Here is a 19,648-nt window from a genome sequence, read left to right as displayed (position 1 = left end):
GTCATTCATAGTGATCGTACGGGGACGTGGGCACTGGTCGTGCGGTCACGGGCTCGTAGCCCGGCACGTTCAGGCGCAGCATGTCCAGCGGATTGGAACCGACTTTCGACAATCCGCGGAATTCCACCTGCAGGAAGACCCGGCCGGTGTATCCGTTCGTGGTGTTGCGGAAACGCTGGTACACGAAGCGGCCAACCCAGCAGTCCGCCGTGTATTCAAAGCCCGCCAGCGCATCCACCAGCTGGCTGGCCGACTGGTCATACGCCACGCGCCCAATGCCGTAGACGCGCTGCGTGACCGGCCACTGGCCCGACACCTCGAACTGGTCGATCGCGGTATTGTCCGTCACCGACGTCGGCCGGCGGTAACGGTAGCCCACGTTGACCAGCTTGCGCGATTCCGGACGCCACTGGAACGCCAGGTTCGAGTAGTTGACGCGGTTCTGGTCCGGATTCCATTGGATCCCGGCGTCCAGGTAGTAGCCACGGAACAGCTGGATCGTCGTCGCCGCCAGCAGGTCCGAGTAGGTCGGCTTGGTGTCCGTCAGCGTGCCGCCGATCTGCACGCGCTGGCCCGTGAAGTCGATCCGTTGCGCAATCGTGCCACGGAATCGCTCGACGCCGGTATCCGACTCGATCAGGCGGGTGGTCAGGCCCGCGGTCAGCTTGTTGTTGTCGGCAATCCGGTCGTTACCGCTGAACGGATTCTCGGAGAAGATCTGGCCGTAGCCGAAGTCCGACTGCACCGTGTCGAACAGCGGGAACTGGCTCTGGTCCCGGAACGGCGTGTAGACATAGAACAGGCGCGGTTCCAGCGTCTGCGTATAGTTCACGCCAAAGAGCCGGCTGATGCCTGGCGCGTCGCGGTCGAACGTCATGCCCGAATCGATGCTGACCGTCGGAATCGAGCGGCTCAGCGTGTTGGACGCCCCGGTCGTGTTCGTGCCCGCGTCCATGTTGTACTGCGCCGCGTTGAAGATCACCTTCGGCGTCACGTACCAGCCCGGCCGGACGATCGGATAGCTGATCGACGGGTTGAAGTAGGCGCGACTGCCCTCGGGCTGCTGGAATCCCGTGGACGTCAGCGGAATCCTGAAGCGCGTGTAGTCGGTATCGAGGGCGATATCGAAACCGCCCAGGTCAAAGCGCGTGTACTTGGCATTGATCTGCGGCTCGCGCTCGTACGAGGGCTCGCTGGGGCGCAGCGTCTGGAACTTCTGCACCCGCGCCAGGAACGTCCAGTTCTGCCAGTTGTAGACCACGCCGCCTTCCTGCGTGTACTGGCGCAGGGTCGACTGCGACACGGTGCGCGTCAGGTCGTCCGGATACTGGTCATCCGACACCTTGCTGACGTTCGCGTACGCCGTCATGCCGGAGATGATCCGCTGGCTATGCTGGATCGAGTACGCCCAGCGGTCGCGGCCGGCCTTCTTGTCGTCCGGCAGGAATTCCGCGCGGATACGGCCGCTGTAGCCGTCGCCGAGGTAGCGGAAGTCACCCCCCAGCTGCACGCCACGCGACGACAGGATACGCGGGTACACCGTCAGATCCCGGTTCGGGGCCAGGTTGAAGTAGTACGGGACCGTGATGTCCGCCCCCGACTTCGAGCCGTAGCCGAACAGCGGCGGCAGTACCCCGCTGCGCCGGTCGCTGTTCAGCGGGAACGAGAACGCCGGCGCGGCCGCCACGGGCACGCCGAAGAAATTCAGCACCCCGCCGTAGGCCACGCCCACTTCGCGGTCGCTGTCCAGATCGAGCTTGCGCGCGCTGAAGTACCAGTCGGCGTTGTCAGGCGAGCAGGTCGTGTAGGTAGCCTTCTTGAGCGTGCTGCGGTCCGGATCCAGAAAATCGATCCGCTCGGCGGTGCCCGCGCCACCGGTCTGGTTGAAATAGTAGTCCGGCGACAGCATGTAGCCTTCATTGGCCTGCACGCGCAGCTTCGCCTCCGGACCCACGGCCAGCGTGCCACTCTTGGACAAGCGCACGTTGCCCGTCGCGTGGGCTTCGTCGGTGTCCTGGTCGTAGGTCAGCTTGTCGCCCTTGACCACGCCGCCATCGCGGCGCAGTTCGGCGTTGCCTTCGAGTTCGACGCCCTTCTCGTTGTACCCGGTCATCCGGTCGCCCGAGACATAGGCCGGCGCATTCGGATTCGACGGCGTAGACGACGCCGTCCCGAGCGCGCTGTTGCTCGCATTGGCGGGGTGGCGCGGCGGTTCGGGCAGGCGCGGCACCAGTTCGCCCGCCTCCGGCGGCGGCGGCTCGGGCTCGGCGGCCTGCGTGACGATCGGATCGATCATCTCGATGGTGGGAATGGTGGAGGCGGCGCCGTACTGCGCGTGCGCGTTGACCGAAAGGCCGGCCATGGCCAGCACGAGCGGTCGCAGGGCGCTGGCGGGCACGCGGGCACGCCGGGGCTTCCCCTGGAGCGCAGGCGGTCGGGTGGCCGGATGATGCGGTTGTCGTTGTTCGGTCATGCAAACGGTTATCGGTCGGCTCGGCGGCGGGCGCTGCGCGGGGGCGTCGCAATGCGGCTTCCCGCGCCCCCCAGCCCAATGCCGGAGCGGGCTGCGGGGCGACAAAGGCCCCTCCCGAGGGCCACCCGGCGCCCGGGTCTGGTCGGGTATTATACGGGGCATCGTATTCTCCCTTTCCGGCATGGCAGCACTTATTGACGACCCGGGCCACGACCCGCGTATCGAACAACTGAAATCGTGGGTTGGCGAACTCGGCACAGCATGGTCGATCGACCCTGCTTCGTGCGCGCCCGCATCGGCCGACGCCAGCTTCCGCCGCTACTTCCGCGTGCGGACCGGCCACCCCCGACATCCGACCGCCATCGTGATGGACGCGCCGCCGTCCCATGAGGACTGCCGCCCGTTCATCCACGTGGCGAAGCTGTTCGGCGACGCGGGCGTGACCGTCCCCACCGTGCTGGAGCAGGATCTGGCGCGGGGCTTCCTGCTGCTGGCCGACCTGGGCAGCCAGACCTACCTCTCACGCCTGGACGCCGCCTCGGCGCGCCCGCTGTATGGCGATGCCGCCTCCGCGCTTGTGCAGATCCAGCTGGCCACGCGCCCCGGCGAGCTGCCGGCCTACGACCGCTCCCTGCTGCAGCGCGAACTGGACCTGTTCCCGCAGTGGTATGTCGCAAAGCACCTCGGGGTCACGCTCGACGACCGCCAGCAGGCCGACCTGCGCGAAGTATTCGACACGATCCTGGCCAACAACCTGGCCCAGCCGCAGGTCTACGTGCACCGCGACTACCATTCGCGCAACCTGATGGTGCTGCCCGAAGGCGCCACCGTGGGCGCCAATCCGGGCATCCTGGACTTCCAGGACGCCGTGATCGGCCCGATTACCTACGACGCCGTGTCGCTGTGGCGCGACGCCTATATCGAATGGGAAGAGGAACAACAGCTTGACTGGCTGATCCGCTACTGGGAACAGGCGCGCAAGGCGGGCCTGCCGGTGGCTGCCGACTTTGGCGATTTCTACCGTGATTTCGAGTGGATGGGCCTGCAACGCCACCTGAAGGTGCTGGGCATCTTCGCGCGTCTGTACCATCGCGACGGCAAGGATGGCTACCTGGCCGACATGCCGCTGGTGCTCAAGTACACGCGCAACGTGGCGGGCCGCTATTCCGAGACGCGCAAGCTCGTGCGGCTGCTGGACGCGCTCGAAGGCACCGAGCGCCCCACCGGCCTGACGTTCTGACCGTGGCCGCCCCGCTGGAATCGCCTCCGGACCCCACCATCACCCGCCGTGGCGAGTGGTGGGCCGGCGTCTGTGCGCTGGCGCCGATGCTGCTCGGCGTGGTGCCGTTCGGGCTGATCTACGGCGTGCTGGCTGTCAATGCCGGCATGCCGGCCTGGCTGGCCTGCGCGATGAGCGCCATTGTCTTCGGCGGCGCGTCGCAGATGATCCTGACCCAGCTCTGGTCCGCCGGCACGCCGGCCCTGATCATCGCCTTCACGGTGGCCATGGTCAACCTGCGCCACGCGCTCTATTCCGCCACCATCGCGCCGTCGCTGGCACCCCTGCCGCGCCGCTGGAAGGCGCTGGTGGCCTACCTGCTGACCGACGAGGCCTTTGCCGCAATGACACGGCGCCTTGGCGACAGCGGTCCGCGTACCCGCTACCGCCACTGGTTCTATTTCGGCGCCGGCATCGCGCTGTGGTCGAGCTGGCAGCTGTCGACGCTGGCCGGCGTGCTGGTAGGCGCCCAGGTACCGCGCGACTGGCCGCTCGATTTCTTCCTGCCGCTAACCTTCATCGCGATCATCGTGCCGAATCTCAAGCACCGCGCACAGGTGGTAGCCGCGCTGGTAGCTACCGCGCTGGCCGTGGCCTGCTACGCGATGCCGCACAAGCTCGGCATCATGGTGGCGGCGCTGGGCGGCATTGCCGCCGGCATGCTGCTGCTGGAACGCAACCATCGCGGCGGGCAGCAGGCGGCCGCCGGCGCCCCCGACAGCAAGGAGCATGTGGCATGAGTTCGCTAACCCTGCTGTGGGTGTTCATGGGTGCCGGATTCGCCACGTATTTGATCCGACTTTCGTTTATCGCCGTGGAAGGCCGGCTGCGCCTGCCGCCGTGGTTCCGCACCGCGCTGCAGTTCGTGCCCGCCGCCATGCTGTCTGCGCTGATCGCGCCCGACCTGCTGATGCACGACGGCGCGGTGTACTTGAGCCCCTACAACACGCGCCTGGTGGCTGGCCTGGTGGCCATCGTCGTCGCGGCCCGCACACGCAGTGTGGGCTGGACCATTGCCAGCGGCATGGCCACCCTGATCGGCCTGGAGACCCTGTTTTGAAAGCGATGATCTTCGCCGCCGGGCGCGGCGACCGCATGCGCCCGCTGACCGATACCACGCCCAAGCCCCTGCTGGCCGTGGGCGGCAAGCCGCTGATCGTCTGGCAGATCGAGGCGTTGGCCCGCGCCGGTTTCAGCGATATCGTCGTCAATCATGCCTGGCTTGGCGACAAGCTTGAAACGGCGCTGGGCGACGGGCGGCAGTTCGGCGTCCGCATCCACTGGTCGGCCGAGGGCACGGCGCTGGAAACGGCAGGCGGCATTGCCCACGCGCTGCCGCTGCTGACCGCCGATGGTGGCGACGGCGTCTTTCTGGCCGTGTCGGGCGACATCTTCTGCGACTTCGACTACCGCCAGTTGCTGCCGCGCACCCGTGCAATGGCGTCTGCCGCGCGCCCGCAGATGCATCTGGTGATGGTGCCCAACCCGCCCTTCCATCCGCACGGCGATTTCGTGCTGGGCAACGACGGCCACCTGCGCATGCCCACCGACGGCGCCGCCGGCGAGGCGCTCACCTTCGGCAATATCGGGCTCTACGACACCCGCCTGTTCCGCGATATCGCGCCGGGACAGAAGGTGGCGATGTCGCCGTACTACCGCGACGCGATCCGCCAGGGCACGGCTACCGGCGAGCGCTTCGACGGCCGCTGGGAAAACGTCGGCACCCCCGAACAACTGGCTGCCCTGGACCGCGCGCTGCGCGTCTGAACGTCCGGATCCGCACGGCGCGCACCCCTCGCGCGGCCTTTCAAGCGCCTTTCAGAGCGCATGTCACGTCCGCATAGCGCGCCGTCGGGTTTAGAATCGGCACATTCCCCTCACCGGCCTCCCTCCATGTCCGCACCCGATTCCGCTTTCCTTGGCGCGTGCCGCGACCGCCGTGCCCGTGTGCTGCAACACCTGCGCGCCCATGGCGGCGGCGTGGCCATCGTGCCGACCGCGCCGGAAGCCATGCGTAACCGCGACAGCGACTATCCGTATCGGCACGATAGCTATTTCTATTACCTGACCGGCTTCACCGAGCCCGAGGCAGTGCTCGTGCTCGTGGCGGGCGAAGGTGGCGACAGGAGCATCCTGTTCTGCCGGCCCAAGCACGAAGAGCGCGAAATCTGGGACGGCTTCCGCTTTGGTCCGGAAGGCGCCCGCGCGACCTTCGGCTTCGACGAGGCCCATTCGGTCGAAGACATCGACAAGGTGCTGCCGCTGCTGCTAGCCAACCGCGCGCAGCTGGCCTATCCGCTGGCCGCCACCACCGACATCGACGTGAACGTGCGCCGCTGGCTCGACACTGTGCGCATGCAGGGCCGCGCCGGCGTGTCGTCGCCGTCGGTGGCCGTGGATGTCCGGACGCTGCTCGATGAAATGCGGCTGTTCAAGGATGCCGCCGAAATCGCCACGATGCGCCGCGCGGCCGAGATTTCGGCCCAAGCCCACGTGCGGGCCATGCGGGCATCGCGCGCCGGGCTGCGTGAATTCCACCTCGAAGCCGAACTGCTCTACGAATTTCGCCGGCATGGCGCGCAGAGCGTGGCGTACAACTCGATCGTCGCGACCGGCCCCAACGCCTGCGTGCTGCACTACCGCGCCGGCCCGACCGAACTGCGCGACGGCGACCTGTGCCTGATCGACGCCGGCTGCGAGCTGGACGGCTACGCGTCCGACATCACGCGCACGTTCCCGGTATCGGGCCGCTTCACGCCCGCCCAGCGCGAACTGTATGACCTGGTGCTGGCCGCGCAGGATGCCGCCATCGCCGAGACGCGCGCCGGGGTGCCCTACAACGTGCCGCACGATGCGGCCGTGAAGGTGCTGGCGCAGGGCATGCTCGACACGGGCCTGCTCGACCGCAACAAAGAAGGCACGCTCGATGACGTGCTGGCCAGCGGCAGCTATCGCCGCTTCTACATGCACCGCACGGGCCACTGGCTCGGCATGGACGTGCACGACGTGGGCGAGTATCGCGTGCCCGGTCCGCTGCCGGCCGGCCAGGAAGGCGAACGCCCATGGCGTCCGCTGGAACCGGGTATGGTGCTGACCATCGAGCCGGGCATCTATGTGCGCCCGGCCGAAGACGTGCCCGAACGCTACTGGCATATCGGCATCCGTATCGAGGATGACGCCGTGGTGACCTCGGGTGAATGTGAACTGATTACGCGCGGCGTGCCTGCAAAGGCCGACGAGATAGAGGCACTGATGCGCGGCAATGGAGGATCGTCGCGATGAAGGCGTTGTTGAGCAAACTGTTTGGCGTGGGCGTACCGAAGCACCGGAGCACCGTTCACCCCGTGGACCCGAACCAGCCGTTTGTGGTGAACCTGTATGACGACCACCTGGTCGTGCATCGCCCGGACGGCCAGCGCGAGGAATTGTCGTGGGATTCGCTGGAGCGCGTGGTGGTGCGCGTTTCGGACCGCGCGCCCTGGGCGGGCACGCCGTGGCTGATCCTGGCCGGCGACGCCGACAGCCAGCAGGGCTGCGTGGTGCCGATGACCGCCGCCAACCACGATGCGCTGGTCGAACGCCTGCAGCAGTTGCCTGGCTTTAACCAGCAGAAGCTCGATAACGCGATGCGCGACGCAGCTGCCGGCAAGTCGCGCACCGATGCAAACCTGTGGAAGCGCGGCTCGGCCGAGGCGGCGCCCGTGCAGGAGGAAGCCAGCCATGACGCAAGCGGGCAACCCTGAGGCAGACCATGAAGGGGGGTCGGGCGTAACGGACGCCGAGCCGCGCGATATCGCCATCGTCGGCGGCGGCCCGGTGGGCCTGGCGCTGGCCTGCCAGCTGCTGCGCACCACGCAGTGGCGCATCACGCTGATCGACGCGGCCACGCCGGCCCGCGCGGCACGCGATCCGCGCGCCATCGCCCTGTCGCACGGCAGCCGCCAGTTGCTGGAGCAGATCGGCGCCTGGCCGGTGCCAGCGCAACCGATCGAACACATTCACGTGTCGCAGCGCGGCCATTTCGGCCATGTGAAGCTGCATCACGACGACTATGGCGTGCCGGCGCTTGGCCACGTGGTCAAGTACGGTGACCTGTGCCAGACGCTGGAACGCGCGCTGGCCCGCGCTGCCGACGCGGCGCCGGGCCGCCTGGAACGTGTGTTCGAGACGCACATCGACAATATCGACCAGGGTGACCGGGCCGACCGGCGCGACAACGCGGTGGTCCGGCTGACAGGCACCACGCACGTCGACCATGACGGCCTGCCGGTGGCCTATACGGCACGTATTGCCATTCAGGCCGAAGGTGGATTGTTTCACCAGCAGGTGCAGCGCCTGGCGCGCGGCACCGAAGTCACACGCCGCCGCGACTACGGCCAGACGGCCATCATCGGCCATGTCACCTGCTCGCAGTCGCAACCCGGCTGGGCCTGGGAACGCTTTACGGACGAAGGCCCGCTGGCGCTGTTGCCGCACGAGGATCACGGCGTGCCGGGCTACGCGCTGGTCTGGTGCTGCGCGCCGGATCAGGCGCAGCGACGCCTGGCCTTGTCCGATGCCGAGTTTGCCGAGGAACTGGGCCGCGCCTTTGGCACGCGTCTGGGCCGCTTCGCGCTGGTGGGCAAGCGGCACGCCTTCCCGCTTGGGCTGAATGCCGCCCCGGTGACCGTCAGCGGCAGGGTGGTGGCCGTGGGCAATGCGGCGCAGACGCTGCATCCCGTCGCCGGCCAAGGCCTGAACCTGGGCCTGCGCGATGCCTTTGCGCTGGCCGATTCCCTACGGGCTGGCTGCACGCCGCAGGCATTGCAGACATTTGCCGGCCGTCACCGCCTGGACCGCGCCATGACGATCGGCATCACCGATCTGCTGCCGCGCGTCTTCGGCGTGGGCGGGCCGCTCGCGGCCCATGCCCGTGGGGCGTCGCTGGCGGCTCTGGCGTGCGTGGCGCCGCTCAAGCACGCGCTGGCCCGCCAAATGATGTTCGGGGCACGTCAGTAGCGGCACAGGGCGGCTAAAGCGGCCTTCGTCCCGCTCTTCGCCCGCTTTCGCCCCCTTTCGTCACCTTTTAGTCCCCTTCGCCGGCCGCGCCAATTGTGCCGCCGGCGTCGGGCGCCGCCCTCCCGCCGCATGATATTTGCTCATTTATTGGGCAACCGTACCAGTTTGGCGGTAAAATCCCGGCCTCGCCCATGACCCCGACCACGCCGACAGCTGTTCCGGCAGGGGCATGTTTTTGCTAGTTCCCAGCCAGCTTCCAGCGTCACCATCGTGCAGATCGGTCCCCACGTACTCCGCAACAACCTCTTTGTCGCCCCCATGGCTGGGGTGACGGACCGGCCGTTCCGGCAGCTGTGCAAGCAGCTGGGCGCGGGGTACGCGGTGTCCGAGATGGTGGCGTCGAACGCCCAGCTCTGGAAGAGCGAGAAGACCATGCGCCGCGCCAACCACGCGGGCGAGGTCGAGCCGATCTCGGTGCAGATTGCCGGCGCCGAGCCGTCGATGATGGCCGAGGCGGCGCGCTACAACGTCGACCGTGGCGCGCAGATCATCGACATCAACATGGGTTGCCCGGCGAAGAAGGTCTGCAATGTGGCCGCCGGATCGGCGCTGCTGCAGAACGAACCGCTCGTGGTGCGCATCGTCGAGGCCGTGGTGGGCGCCGTGGGCGACCGCGTGCCGGTCACGCTGAAGATCCGCACCGGCTGGGACCGCGAGCACAAGAATGCACTGCGCGTGGCGCGCATGGCCGAAGACGCCGGCATCAGCATGCTGACGATCCACGGCCGCACCCGCGCCGACCTGTACCACGGCGAGGCCGAGTACAAGACTATTGCCGCGGTCAAGGCGGCGCTGCGCATTCCGGTGGTGGCCAACGGCGACATCACGTCGCCGCAGAAGGCCAAGCTGGTGCTGGAAGCCACCGGGGCCGACGCCATCATGATCGGCCGCGCCGCACAAGGGCGTCCGTGGCTGTTCCGCGAGATCGAGCACTTCCTGAAGACCGGCGAACTGCTGCCGGCGCCGGAAGTGGCCGAGATCCGCGCGATCATGAACCATCACCTGGCGGATCACTACGCGTTCTACGGCGAGTTCACCGGCGTGCGCACCGCGCGCAAGCATATTGCGTGGTACACGCGCGGGCTGAAGGGCGCGAACCTGTTCCGTCACCGCATGAACACGCTGGAAACCACGGGCGCGCAGCTGGAAGCGGTCAACGCGTTCTTCGACGAGCAGGCAGCCATCTCGGATCGCCTGGTCTATGTCGACGACACCGCCGCCACGGACGAAGAAGACATCCACAACAAAAAGAAACGGGAACTGCTTGCCGCATGAGCCGCAACGCTATCGACCAATGTATCCGGGACAGCCTGGATACCTATTTTCGCGATCTGGACGGCGAAGAGCCGTCCAACATGTACAACATGGTGCTGGAGGCCGTGGAACGGCCGCTGCTGGAAGCCGTGATGTTGCGCGCGGAGCGCAACCAGTCGCTGGCGGCCGCGTATCTCGGCATCAACCGCAATACCCTTCGCAAGAAGCTGCAGCAACACGGATTACTTTGAAGCGTTCCCCCAAGCCATGATCAAGCAAGCCCTTCTCTCTGTTTCCGACAAGACCGGCATCGTCGATTTCGCACGTGACCTGAACGCACTCGGCGTCACGCTGCTGTCCACCGGCGGCACCGCCAAGCTGCTGGCCGATGCCGGCCTGCCCGTCACCGAAGTTGCCGACTACACCGGCTTTCCCGAAATGCTCGACGGCCGCGTCAAGACGCTGCACCCCAAGGTGCACGGCGGCATCCTGGCACGCCGCGACCTGCCGGAGCACATGGCAGCCCTGGCCGAGCACAACATCCCGACGATCGACCTGCTGGTGGTGAACCTGTACCCGTTCCAGCAGACCGTGGCCAAGGATGACTGCACGCTGCCGGACGCCATCGAGAACATCGACATCGGCGGCCCGACCATGCTGCGCTCGGCGGCCAAGAACCACCGCGACGTGACCGTGATCGTCGACCCGGCCGACTACGCCGTGGTGCTCGATGAAATGCGCGCCAACGCCAACAGCGTGGGCTACGACACCAACTTCCGTCTGGCTACCAAGGTGTTCGCGCACACGGCCCAGTACGACGGCGCGATCACGAACTACCTGACCAGCCTTGGCGCCGACAAGTCGCACCAGGCCCGCAGCAGCTATCCGCAGACGCTGAACCTGGCCTTCGAGAAGGTGCAGGAAATGCGCTACGGCGAGAACCCGCACCAGTCGGCCGCGTTCTACCGCGACCTGAAGGCCGTGGACGGCGCGCTGGCCAACTACGTGCAGCTGCAAGGCAAGGAACTGTCGTACAACAACATCGCCGACGCCGACGCCGCGTGGGAATGCGTGAAGTCGTTCGACGCCGCCAACGGCGCCGCCTGCGTGATCATCAAGCACGCCAACCCGTGCGGCGTGGCCATCGGCGCCAACGCGCTGGAAGCCTACGACAAGGCCTTCAAGACCGATTCGACCTCGGCCTTCGGCGGCATCATCGCCTTCAACGTGGAACTGGACGAGGCCGCAGCCCAGGCCGTGGCCAAGCAGTTCGTGGAAGTGCTGATCGCCCCGTCGTTCAGCACCGCCGCGCGCAACGTGTTTGCCGCCAAGCAGAACGTTCGCCTGCTGGAAATCCCGCTGGGCCGCGGCGTGAACCAGTACGACCTGAAGCGCGTGGGTGGCGGCCTGCTGGTGCAGGGCCCGGACGCCCGCAACGTGCAGCCGAGCGAACTGCGCGTGGTGACGCGCCGTCATCCGACCCCGAAGGAAATGGACGACCTGATGTTCGCCTGGCGCGTGGCCAAGTTCGTGAAGTCGAACGCCATCGTGTTCTGCGGCAACGGCATGACGCTGGGCGTCGGCGCCGGCCAGATGAGCCGCGTGGATTCGGCCCGCATCGCCAGCATCAAGGCGCAGAACGCCGGCCTGGCGCTGGCCGGTTCGGCCGTGGCATCTGACGCGTTCTTCCCGTTCCGCGACGGCCTGGACGTGGTGGTGGACGCTGGCGCGACCGTGGTGATCCAGCCGGGCGGCTCGATGCGCGACGACGAAGTAATCGCCGCCGCCGACGAGCGCGGTATCGCGATGGTGCTGACCGGCACGCGCCACTTCCGCCACTAAAGCGAAGGCCCGGGGGAAAGAGGTTAATTCCTGTCGAACGCTGCCGTGCTGGATAACACCGACGGCTTTGCTCAATGTGGTGCCTTGTTAAGCCACCCCTCTCTCCCCCTGAGGGGAGAGAGAGCCAAGACCTCGCCATCTGGCCGCATTCGGGCGTGGCTGGCGGCGTTAGCCGCCAAACAACCAGCAAGCTTGCAAGGGTTTTTGTCTCCCGCGTAAAGGTGAGAGGGAGCAAACCCACCACGGTGCTCACCCCCTCCCCTGCGGCGTAATCCACTACACTACGCCCATCTGTCTTCCCTCCCCCGCTTCATGCGCATTCTCGGCATCGATCCCGGTCTGCGGACCACCGGCTTCGGCGTGCTCGAAAAGCACGGCAACAAGCTCGCCTATGTGGCCTCCGGCACGATCCGCAGCAATGGCGACGAAAGCCTGCCCCTGCGTCTGAAAACGCTCTATGACGGGATTGCCGAAGTCGCGCGCACCTATGCGCCCGATTGCGCGGCCATCGAGAAGGTCTTCGTCAACGTCAATCCGCAATCGACCCTGCTGCTGGGCCAGGCGCGCGGCGCTGCCATCTGCGGACTGGTGGGACAGGGTCTGCCAGTGTTCGAGTACACGGCGCTGCAGCTGAAGGTGGCCGTGGTTGGCTACGGACGCGCCAACAAGGAACAGGTGCAGGAGATGGTGATGCGGCTGCTGGCGCTGTCCGGTCGCCCCAGCAGCGATGCTGCCGACGCGCTTGGCGTGGCGATCTGCCATGCCAACGGGGGCGACACCCTCGGCACGCTGGCCACGATGGCACCGGAACTCGCACGCAAGGGGCTGCGGGTGCGGCGCGGCCGCCTGATCGGCTGAGCTGGCTGACTCGCTGGCTGCGCTGCCTGACTGATCGGCCAGGCGGCTGACGCGCAGGGGTCGCAGGGCCTGACACCGGCGTCGCTTAGAATCGGCGTTCGAGAGCCCGCCCAGGAACGCCCCAGATGCCGCAATCCCTCGTTGTCCGTTTTTCACTGGCTGCCGCAACCGCCACGCTGGTGGCTGGCTGTGTGACGGCGCCGCGTGCCCCGGTGGCCACCGCGACACCGCCGGCCACGGCACCCGCGCCGGCGCCGGCTGCGTCCGCGCCCGCCACGCCGGCGCTGGTCATCGGCCATCGCGGCGCCAGCGCTCTGCGGCCCGAGCACACGCTGGCGTCATACCAGAAAGCCATCGACGACGGCGCCGACATCATCGAACCAGACCTCGTCGCCACAAAAGACGGCGTGCTGGTGGCCCGCCACGAGAACGACATCACCGGCACTACCAACGTGGCCGAAGTGCCAGCGTTTGCCGGGCGCCGCCGCATCAAGGTCATCGACGGCGAACGTGTCGACGGCTGGTTCACCGAGGACTTCACGCGGGCCGAACTCAAGACGCTGCGCGCCCGCGAGCGCATCCCCAAGCTGCGCCCCTACAACGCGAAGCTCGATGACCAGTTCGAGATCCCCACCTTCGACGAAATCCTGAAGCTGGCGGCGCAGGCTGCCAACCGCCGAGGCACCCCGGTGGGCATCTATCCCGAACTGAAGCACCCGAGCTATTTCCGCGGCATCGGCCTGCCGCTCGAAGAAAAGCTCGCCGCCGCGCTGCAAGGCAACGCCTACGCCGCGACCGCACCGGTGTATGTGCAGTCGTTCGAGGTGGGTCCTCTGCGCACCATGAAGCGGTTGCTGGGCGCGGCCATGCCGAACGTGAAGATCGTGCAGCTGATCGGCAACGCCAGGCAGCGTCCCGCCGACTGGCGCCTGGCGGGCGACAGCCGCACCTACGCGTCGATGCTGACGCCGCTCGGCCTGCGCGAAGTGGCCACCTACGCCAACGGCATCGGCCCGGAAAAAAGCCTGGTGATTCCGCGCGACGCCCAGGGCGGCCTGGCGGCGCCCACGCCGCTGGTGGCCCACGCCCATGCCGCTGGCCTGGTGGTACACCCATACACGTTCCGTCCCGAAAACAGCTTTCTGCCGAAGCCGCTGCGCGCGCCAGGCGACGATGCCACACGCAACCCGGACGGCATGGTGCGCGAAGTCCAAGCCTTCCTGGCGGCCGGCGTCGACGGCTTCTTCACGGACGATCCGGCGCTGGGGCGCAAGGCTGCCGACGGTGTTCTCCCCTCTCCCGCCAGCGGGAGAGGAGCGGTGGAGAGGGCAGGCCGTTGAGGTACTAACGCCGTCCCTTGCCGGCGATACGCCCACCCTCTCCCCTAACCCCTCTCCCGCTGGCGGGAGAGGGGAACACGCCACGGTCCGCGCTACACTTGCGCTCAATTCACACTTCACATCCATCATGATCGGACGCATCGCCGGCACCCTGCTTGAAAAGAATCCCCCGCATCTGCTGGTCGACTGCCACGGCGTCGGCTACGAGATCGATGTGCCGATGAGCACCTTCTACAACCTGCCGGCCACGGGCCAGCCCGTGGTGCTGCTGACGCAGCAGATCATCCGCGAGGACGCCCACCTGCTGTTCGGCTTCGGCACGGCCACCGAGCGCAATACCTTTCGCGAGCTGATCAAGATCACCGGCATCGGCGCACGCATGGCGCTGGCCGTGCTGTCCGGCCTGTCGGTGCCCGAACTGGCCCAGGCCGTGACGATGCAGGAAGCCGGACGCCTGACGAAGATCCCCGGCATCGGCAAGAAGACGGCCGAGCGCCTGCTGCTGGAACTCAAGGGCAAGCTGGGCGCCGACCTGGGCCACGTGCCCGGGGCCGCGTCCGTGCCCGACAGCGCCGTCGACGTGCTCAACGCGCTGCTGGCGTTGGGGTATTCGGAGAAGGAAGCCGCGCAGGCCATCAAGCAGGTGCCGGCCGGCACGGGCGTGTCCGATGGCATCAAGCTCGCGCTCAAGGCGCTATCGAAGGGATAACGCGGCGGGCGTCGGATCGCGCCGGGCCGCACGCACCGGCAGCGTAGAATGGCGCCATATTGCTTTCCATTGCCATGATCGAAACCGACAAGCTGACCGGCGAGCGCCCGCCGGAGCGCGTGATCTCCGCCACCCCCGCCTCCACCCAGGAAGAAGCCTTCGAGCGCGCGCTGCGCCCGAAGCTGCTCGACGAATATGTCGGGCAGGAAAAAGTGCGTGGCCAGCTCGACATCTTCATGCACGCGGCCCGCAAGCGCCGCGAGGCGCTGGACCACGTGCTGCTGTTCGGCCCGCCGGGCCTGGGCAAGACCACGCTGGCCCACATCATCGCGCGCGAAATGGGCGTGAACCTGCGCCAGACGTCGGGGCCCGTGCTGGAGCGCCCCGGCGATCTGGCCGCGCTGCTGACCAACCTCGAAGCCCACGACGTCCTGTTCATCGACGAAATCCACCGCCTGTCGCCCGTGGTGGAAGAAATCCTGTACCCGGCGCTGGAGGACTACCAGATCGACATCATGATCGGCGAGGGCCCGGCCGCGCGTTCGGTCAAGCTCGACCTGCAGCCGTTCACGCTGGTGGGCGCCACCACGCGCGCCGGCATGCTGACCAACCCGCTGCGCGACCGCTTCGGTATCGTGGCGCGGCTGGAGTTTTATACGGCAGACGAACTGGCTCGCATCGTGGCGCGGTCTGCACAACTGCTCAACGCGACCATTGACCCGGCCGGCGCGCTGGAAATCGCGCGCCGCGCGCGCGGCACCCCGCGTATCGCCAATCGGCTGCTGCGCCGCGTGCGCGACTTTGCCGAGGTCAAGAGCGATGGCACGATCACGCGCGAACTGGCCGACGCGGCACTGGTGATGCTCGACGTGGATAGCGTCGGCTTCGACGTGATGGACCGCAAGCTGCTGGAGGCGGTGCTGCACAAGTTCGACGGCGGCCCGGTAGGCGTGGACAACCTGGCGGCAGCCATTGGCGAGGCCCGCGACACGATCGAGGACGTGCTGGAGCCGTACATGATCCAGCAGGGTTATCTGCAGCGCACGCCGCGCGGGCGGGTGGCTACCGCCGCTGCGTATCGCCATTTCGGGCTGGCCTCGCCGCAGGGCAACAGCAGCGGCGAAATCGCCGACGCCCCCTGAGCAAGACGCAGGCGGCCGGCTGCGCGGCCGCCAATTAAACGTTTTCGCGAGCCCTGCAAATTTTTTCGAAGTGGATTGCTGGCCTATGCCCAGTTGTCCACAATGGCTGCATCCTTTTTACAAGATGCGCACCCGCGCCATGAGGACAGCTATGAAAATCCGAGCCCAGCACGCCCTTTCCACTGCCGCCTGCCTGATGTTCGCCTGGGCCGGTGCCGTCCATGCCCAGAAACCATCGACGCCCGCGCCAATCGGCGTGGCCGAGGAAGCGGTGGTCAGCGGCAGGGTCGTCAATGTCGATCCCGACTCGCGGGCCGTGCTGGTCAAGGGCCCGGGCGGCAACCTGGTCGAGATCATCGCCGGCGAGGAAGCCAAGAACATCGGCAACGTCAAAAAGGGCGACATCGTCACACTGACGCGCGGCGCGGCCGTGGTGGCCGGGCTGGAACCGCTCGGCAGCAAGGACACCGCGCTGATGGAGCAGGTCGAGCGCATCTCGCACGCGCCCGAGGGCGGCAAACCCGGCGTGATGCGGGAAATCACCACCACCATTACCGCACAAATCACCAATGTGGATGTTGCCAAGCGCACAGTCACGTTCCGCGGCCCACGTGAGACTTTGCGCACAGTGAAGGTCCAGGATCCCAATATCGATCTTGCCAGTATCAAGAAAGGCCAGATGGCCAAGTTCGTGATCAAGGAAGTGGTAGCGATCACGGTCAAGTCGCCACCCGCTGGCTGACCGGTCCGGCAACCCTGCCGCATCGCCTCTGACGCAGTACCTTTCCCCTCCAGGAGAACAACACATGGATCGACGTCAGTTTGTCACCCGGGTTGCCGGGTCGGGCCTGCTGGTCGCCACGGCCACCTTTGCTGCCGGTTGCACGACGACGGGCAGCAAGGCGGGCACCGATTCGGCGGCCCAGCGCAGAGAAATCGACGCCGGCGCCGATGGCGCGCTGAACCGGCTCTACTCGTCGGTGAAAAGCGCGCAGGAACTGGGCAACCGCGCGCAAGGCATCCTGATCTTCCCGCGCGTGCTGTCCGGGGGACTCGTGGTCGGTGGCGAGTATGGCGATGGCGCGCTGCGCAGCAAGGGCGCCACGCAGGGCTATTACCGTACGATCGCGGGCTCCATCGGCCTGACCGCCGGCGGCCAGTCCCGCTCGGTCATCATCATGTTCATGACGCCCGAGGCGTACAACAAGTTCGTGCAGTCGAAGGGCTGGACTGTCGGCGCCGATGCCAGCGTGGCGCTGGCCAAGGTGGGCGCCAACGGCACCATCGACACCGTCACGGCCCAGCAGCCTGTCATTGCCTTCGTCCAGACCAACGCTGGGGCGATGGTCGACGTTTCGCTGAACGGTGCCAAGATCAGCAAGCTCGACATCTGACCCCTGGCGCCGGCTCCGCCCTGTCGGGGCAGCAAGGCGGCAAATGGAAACGCCCGGCTTCGGCCGGGCTTTTCCATGCGCGCGCCACGCGCTCGCGCCGCCACTGGCATAATCGCGCGAATCACGCCAGTCGCCCGCGCCCCCGGATGCCACCCATGCACGAACCACTTGCCGCCACCGCCACCACCGGTCACGCCGGGCGCGTCTATCGCTACTACGACCTCGTGATGGTGGCCTTTGTCACGGTGCTGCTGTGCTCGAACCTGATCGGTGCCGCCAAGGCGGCGCAGGTCACGCTGCCGGTGATCGGGCCGGTCACGTTCGGCGCTGGCGTGCTGTTCTTCCCGGTGTCGTACATCTTTGGCGACGTACTCACCGAGGTCTACGGCTATGGCCGCGACCGCCGCGTGGTGTGGGCTGGCTTTGCCGCCTTGGCGTTTGCCACGTTCATGGCCTTCGTGGTGCTGCGCATGCCCGTGGCACCGTTCATGATCGACTACCAGAAAAGCCTGGAAGACGTGTTCGGCAACACCTGGCGCATTGCGCTGGGATCGCTGATCGCGTTCTGCTGCGGCAGTTTCGCCAATAGCTACACCCTGGCCAAGATGAAGCTCTGGACCGGCGGCCGCTGGCTCTGGACGCGCACGATCGGGTCGACCCTGGCGGGCGAGCTCGTCGATTCATCGCTGTTCTACGTGATTGCGTTCTACGGCATCTGGCCGCTGGAAAAGGTCATCCAGGTGGCCATCGCGCAGTACATCCTCAAGACCGGCTGGGAGGTCGTGATGACCCCCGTGACCTACAAGGTGGTGGGGTTTCTGAAGCGGGCGGAAAACGAGGACTGGTATGACCGGAACACCAACTTCACGCCGTTCCGGCTGCGCGTGTAGGCAGCCAGGCCGGGCCGCGCATCACGGTACGCGGCGATCCACCTCATCGAGTGTCAGTGCCTCGAGGTGGCTGACATCGGCCCATTGCAGCAGCGTCAGGTTGGCGCTGTCGCAACGCAGCCGGTTGACGCTGGCATTGAGCAGCTCATGCGAGCGCGGCGCCTCGAGCGTCATGCCCGTGGCCTCGCGATAGAGGCAATCGAGCACGCCGCCGTGCGCCACCAGCGCGATCCGTTCGCCCGGGTGGCGACGCGACAGTGACAGCGCCACCTCCACCGCCCGTTCGTGGAATTCGCGCAGCGATTCACCGGCCGGCGGCGCGTAGTCAGGCACGCGCGCCTGCCAGCGGGCAAAGTCATCGGGCCGCTTTTCCGCCACTTCCGCGTAGGTCATGCCTTCAAGCTCGCCATAGCAGCGCTCGCGCAGGCGCGGCTCGGCGCGGACGGACACACCCAGCGCCTGCGCCAGCGGCGTGGCCGTTTCCAGCGCACGTCCCAGGTCGCTGGTGTACACCGCATCGATCGGCTCGCCGGTCAGGGCTTCGGCCAGCGCGCGTGCCTGGGCACGGCCCGTGTCATTGAGCGGAATGTCGATCTGGCCCTGCAGCCGCCTTTCGCGGTTCCAAGCAGTCTCGCCATGGCGGATCACGATCAGGTGGGTGTAGGCCAGCGACTGCGGGCCGGTACTTTGCAACATGCCGGTTCCTTGGGGGCGACGGATTTTGGCGGATTCTGGCTGGCCGCGGGGTCCGGCCAACCTGTTACTTCACAAGCTTCGGGTTCAGCGTGTAGGTGCCGGTGTAGCTGGCCTGCGCCAGTACATGGCCCTCGATCGCGCGGCGCACGTCGGCACCGGTGAACTTGCCCTCGACCGGCACGCGGTCGATGTCGAGTGCATACACGGTGAACACGTAGTGGTGCACGATGGCATCGTTCCACGGCGGGCACGGGCCGTCGTAACCGAAGTAGTCGCCCTTCATATCGGGGTCGTTGGCGAACCAGCCCGTGTAGTCGTTCAGGCCATGGCGCAGGCCACCGGCCGTGGCGGTACCCACCAGCGCCTCGGGGCCCGGCTTGCCGCGCGCAATGACGCCATCGCTATGCGTGCCGGCCGAGATCGTGCTCAGGCCGGGCGGAATGTCGACCAGTACCCAGTGGAAGAAGTCCACGCGTGGCAGCGATGCCGGCACCTCGCGGCCTTCCTGGTTCACGTCGTCGCCCTGGCTGGGCACGTCGGGATCGTGAACGATCAGCGCGAACGACCGGGTACCAGCCGGGAAGTCGTCCCAGTGCAGGTCAGGGTTGCGGTTCGACGACAACGCCACGTGGCTGGCGGCATCGGGTACGCAGAAGGCAAACTCGCCGGGAATCGGCGCGTTGTCGGCAAAAGCCTTGCTCCAGAGTTTCATG

Annotated in this window: 20 protein-coding genes; 17 read left to right on the top strand and 3 right to left on the bottom strand. The window is 67.0% G+C overall.

Annotation, left to right across the window (positions count from 1 at the left end; genetic code table 11):
- Nucleotide 1: 1 nt before the first annotated feature.
- Nucleotides 2-2,473 (bottom strand): LPS-assembly protein LptD, encoded by a 2,472-nt coding sequence (locus tag CYJ10_RS03320; protein ID WP_101680109.1) that lies wholly within the window; start codon nucleotides 2,471-2,473, stop codon nucleotides 2-4.
- A 181-nt stretch (nucleotides 2,474-2,654) separates the two neighbouring features.
- Between CYJ10_RS03320 and CYJ10_RS03315 the strand changes: the two genes are divergently transcribed.
- The 17 genes from CYJ10_RS03315 to CYJ10_RS03235 all read left to right on the top strand — a co-directional run bounded on the left by CYJ10_RS03315 (nucleotide 2,655) and on the right by CYJ10_RS03235 (nucleotide 18,239).
- On the top strand, nucleotides 2,655-3,713 hold the full coding sequence (locus CYJ10_RS03315; RefSeq protein ID WP_101680108.1) for an aminoglycoside phosphotransferase family protein: 1,059 nt from the start codon (nucleotides 2,655-2,657) through the stop codon (nucleotides 3,711-3,713).
- Nucleotides 3,714-3,799: 86 nt separating this feature from the next.
- Nucleotides 3,800-4,492 carry an AzlC family ABC transporter permease gene (locus CYJ10_RS03310; RefSeq protein WP_257993078.1) on the top strand — a complete coding sequence of 231 codons (693 nt, stop codon included), beginning with the start codon at nucleotides 3,800-3,802 and terminating at the stop codon, nucleotides 4,490-4,492.
- Nucleotides 4,489-4,812: an AzlD domain-containing protein gene (locus CYJ10_RS03305; RefSeq protein ID WP_101680107.1), complete on the top strand. Its 324-nt coding sequence runs from the start codon at nucleotides 4,489-4,491 to the stop codon at nucleotides 4,810-4,812. The genes CYJ10_RS03310 and CYJ10_RS03305 overlap by 4 nt, the downstream gene beginning before the upstream one ends.
- Nucleotides 4,809-5,519 (top strand): N-acetylmuramate alpha-1-phosphate uridylyltransferase MurU, encoded by a 711-nt coding sequence (gene murU / locus CYJ10_RS03300; protein ID WP_101680106.1) that lies wholly within the window; start codon nucleotides 4,809-4,811, stop codon nucleotides 5,517-5,519. Before CYJ10_RS03305 ends, murU begins: the two co-directional genes overlap by 4 nt.
- Before the next feature lie 126 nt (nucleotides 5,520-5,645).
- Nucleotides 5,646-7,034 (top strand): aminopeptidase P N-terminal domain-containing protein, encoded by a 1,389-nt coding sequence (locus CYJ10_RS03295; RefSeq protein ID WP_101680105.1) that lies wholly within the window; start codon nucleotides 5,646-5,648, stop codon nucleotides 7,032-7,034.
- A complete protein-coding gene (locus tag CYJ10_RS03290; RefSeq protein WP_101680104.1) occupies nucleotides 7,031-7,495 on the top strand; it encodes a hypothetical protein in 465 nt (154 codons plus the stop codon). The genes CYJ10_RS03295 and CYJ10_RS03290 overlap by 4 nt, the downstream gene beginning before the upstream one ends.
- Nucleotides 7,473-8,750 carry a UbiH/UbiF/VisC/COQ6 family ubiquinone biosynthesis hydroxylase gene (locus CYJ10_RS03285; protein WP_101680103.1) on the top strand — a complete coding sequence of 426 codons (1,278 nt, stop codon included), beginning with the start codon at nucleotides 7,473-7,475 and terminating at the stop codon, nucleotides 8,748-8,750. The genes CYJ10_RS03290 and CYJ10_RS03285 overlap by 23 nt, the downstream gene beginning before the upstream one ends.
- Nucleotides 8,751-9,020: 270 nt before the next feature.
- On the top strand, nucleotides 9,021-10,085 hold the full coding sequence (gene dusB, locus CYJ10_RS03280; RefSeq protein ID WP_101680102.1) for a tRNA dihydrouridine synthase DusB: 1,065 nt from the start codon (nucleotides 9,021-9,023) through the stop codon (nucleotides 10,083-10,085).
- Nucleotides 10,082-10,315, top strand: a complete 234-nt coding sequence (locus tag CYJ10_RS03275; RefSeq protein WP_066739474.1) for a Fis family transcriptional regulator — start codon at nucleotides 10,082-10,084, stop codon at nucleotides 10,313-10,315. The genes dusB and CYJ10_RS03275 overlap by 4 nt, the downstream gene beginning before the upstream one ends.
- A 16-nt stretch (nucleotides 10,316-10,331) precedes the next feature.
- Nucleotides 10,332-11,906: a bifunctional phosphoribosylaminoimidazolecarboxamide formyltransferase/IMP cyclohydrolase gene (gene purH, locus CYJ10_RS03270; RefSeq protein ID WP_101680101.1), complete on the top strand. Its 1,575-nt coding sequence runs from the start codon at nucleotides 10,332-10,334 to the stop codon at nucleotides 11,904-11,906.
- Nucleotides 11,907-12,218: 312 nt separating this feature from the next.
- Nucleotides 12,219-12,764, top strand: coding sequence for a crossover junction endodeoxyribonuclease RuvC (gene ruvC, locus CYJ10_RS03265; protein WP_101680100.1), 546 nt, complete (start codon nucleotides 12,219-12,221; stop codon nucleotides 12,762-12,764).
- A gap of 125 nt (nucleotides 12,765-12,889) precedes the next feature.
- A complete protein-coding gene (locus CYJ10_RS03260) occupies nucleotides 12,890-14,104 on the top strand; it encodes a glycerophosphodiester phosphodiesterase (RefSeq protein ID WP_101680099.1) in 1,215 nt (404 codons plus the stop codon).
- 127 nt (nucleotides 14,105-14,231) lie between these two features.
- Nucleotides 14,232-14,813 carry a Holliday junction branch migration protein RuvA gene (ruvA, locus tag CYJ10_RS03255; RefSeq protein ID WP_101680098.1) on the top strand — a complete coding sequence of 194 codons (582 nt, stop codon included), beginning with the start codon at nucleotides 14,232-14,234 and terminating at the stop codon, nucleotides 14,811-14,813.
- A 74-nt stretch (nucleotides 14,814-14,887) separates the two neighbouring features.
- Nucleotides 14,888-15,955, top strand: a complete 1,068-nt coding sequence (gene ruvB / locus CYJ10_RS03250) for a Holliday junction branch migration DNA helicase RuvB (RefSeq protein WP_101680404.1) — start codon at nucleotides 14,888-14,890, stop codon at nucleotides 15,953-15,955.
- Nucleotides 15,956-16,106: 151 nt separating this feature from the next.
- Nucleotides 16,107-16,697, top strand: coding sequence for a hypothetical protein (locus CYJ10_RS03245; protein WP_101680097.1), 591 nt, complete (start codon nucleotides 16,107-16,109; stop codon nucleotides 16,695-16,697).
- A 64-nt stretch (nucleotides 16,698-16,761) separates the two neighbouring features.
- Nucleotides 16,762-17,349 (top strand): BPSL1445 family SYLF domain-containing lipoprotein, encoded by a 588-nt coding sequence (locus CYJ10_RS03240; protein WP_101680096.1) that lies wholly within the window; start codon nucleotides 16,762-16,764, stop codon nucleotides 17,347-17,349.
- A 155-nt stretch (nucleotides 17,350-17,504) separates the two neighbouring features.
- A complete protein-coding gene (locus tag CYJ10_RS03235; protein WP_101680095.1) occupies nucleotides 17,505-18,239 on the top strand; it encodes a queuosine precursor transporter in 735 nt (244 codons plus the stop codon).
- 21 nt (nucleotides 18,240-18,260) lie between these two features.
- On the opposite strand, the gene CYJ10_RS03230 is transcribed toward CYJ10_RS03235, so the two are convergent.
- Nucleotides 18,261-18,935: a histidine phosphatase family protein gene (locus tag CYJ10_RS03230; protein WP_101680094.1), complete on the bottom strand. Its 675-nt coding sequence runs from the start codon at nucleotides 18,933-18,935 to the stop codon at nucleotides 18,261-18,263.
- Nucleotides 18,936-18,999: 64 nt separating this feature from the next.
- Nucleotides 19,000-19,647, bottom strand: a complete 648-nt coding sequence (locus CYJ10_RS03225; RefSeq protein ID WP_101680093.1) for a YbhB/YbcL family Raf kinase inhibitor-like protein — start codon at nucleotides 19,645-19,647, stop codon at nucleotides 19,000-19,002.
- Nucleotide 19,648: the final 1 nt, after the last annotated feature.

The sequence above is a fragment of the Cupriavidus pauculus genome (assembly GCF_002858765.1).
GTDB lineage: Bacteria > Pseudomonadota > Gammaproteobacteria > Burkholderiales > Burkholderiaceae > Cupriavidus > Cupriavidus pauculus_B.
This window is presented reverse-complemented; position numbering and strand designations above follow the sequence as displayed.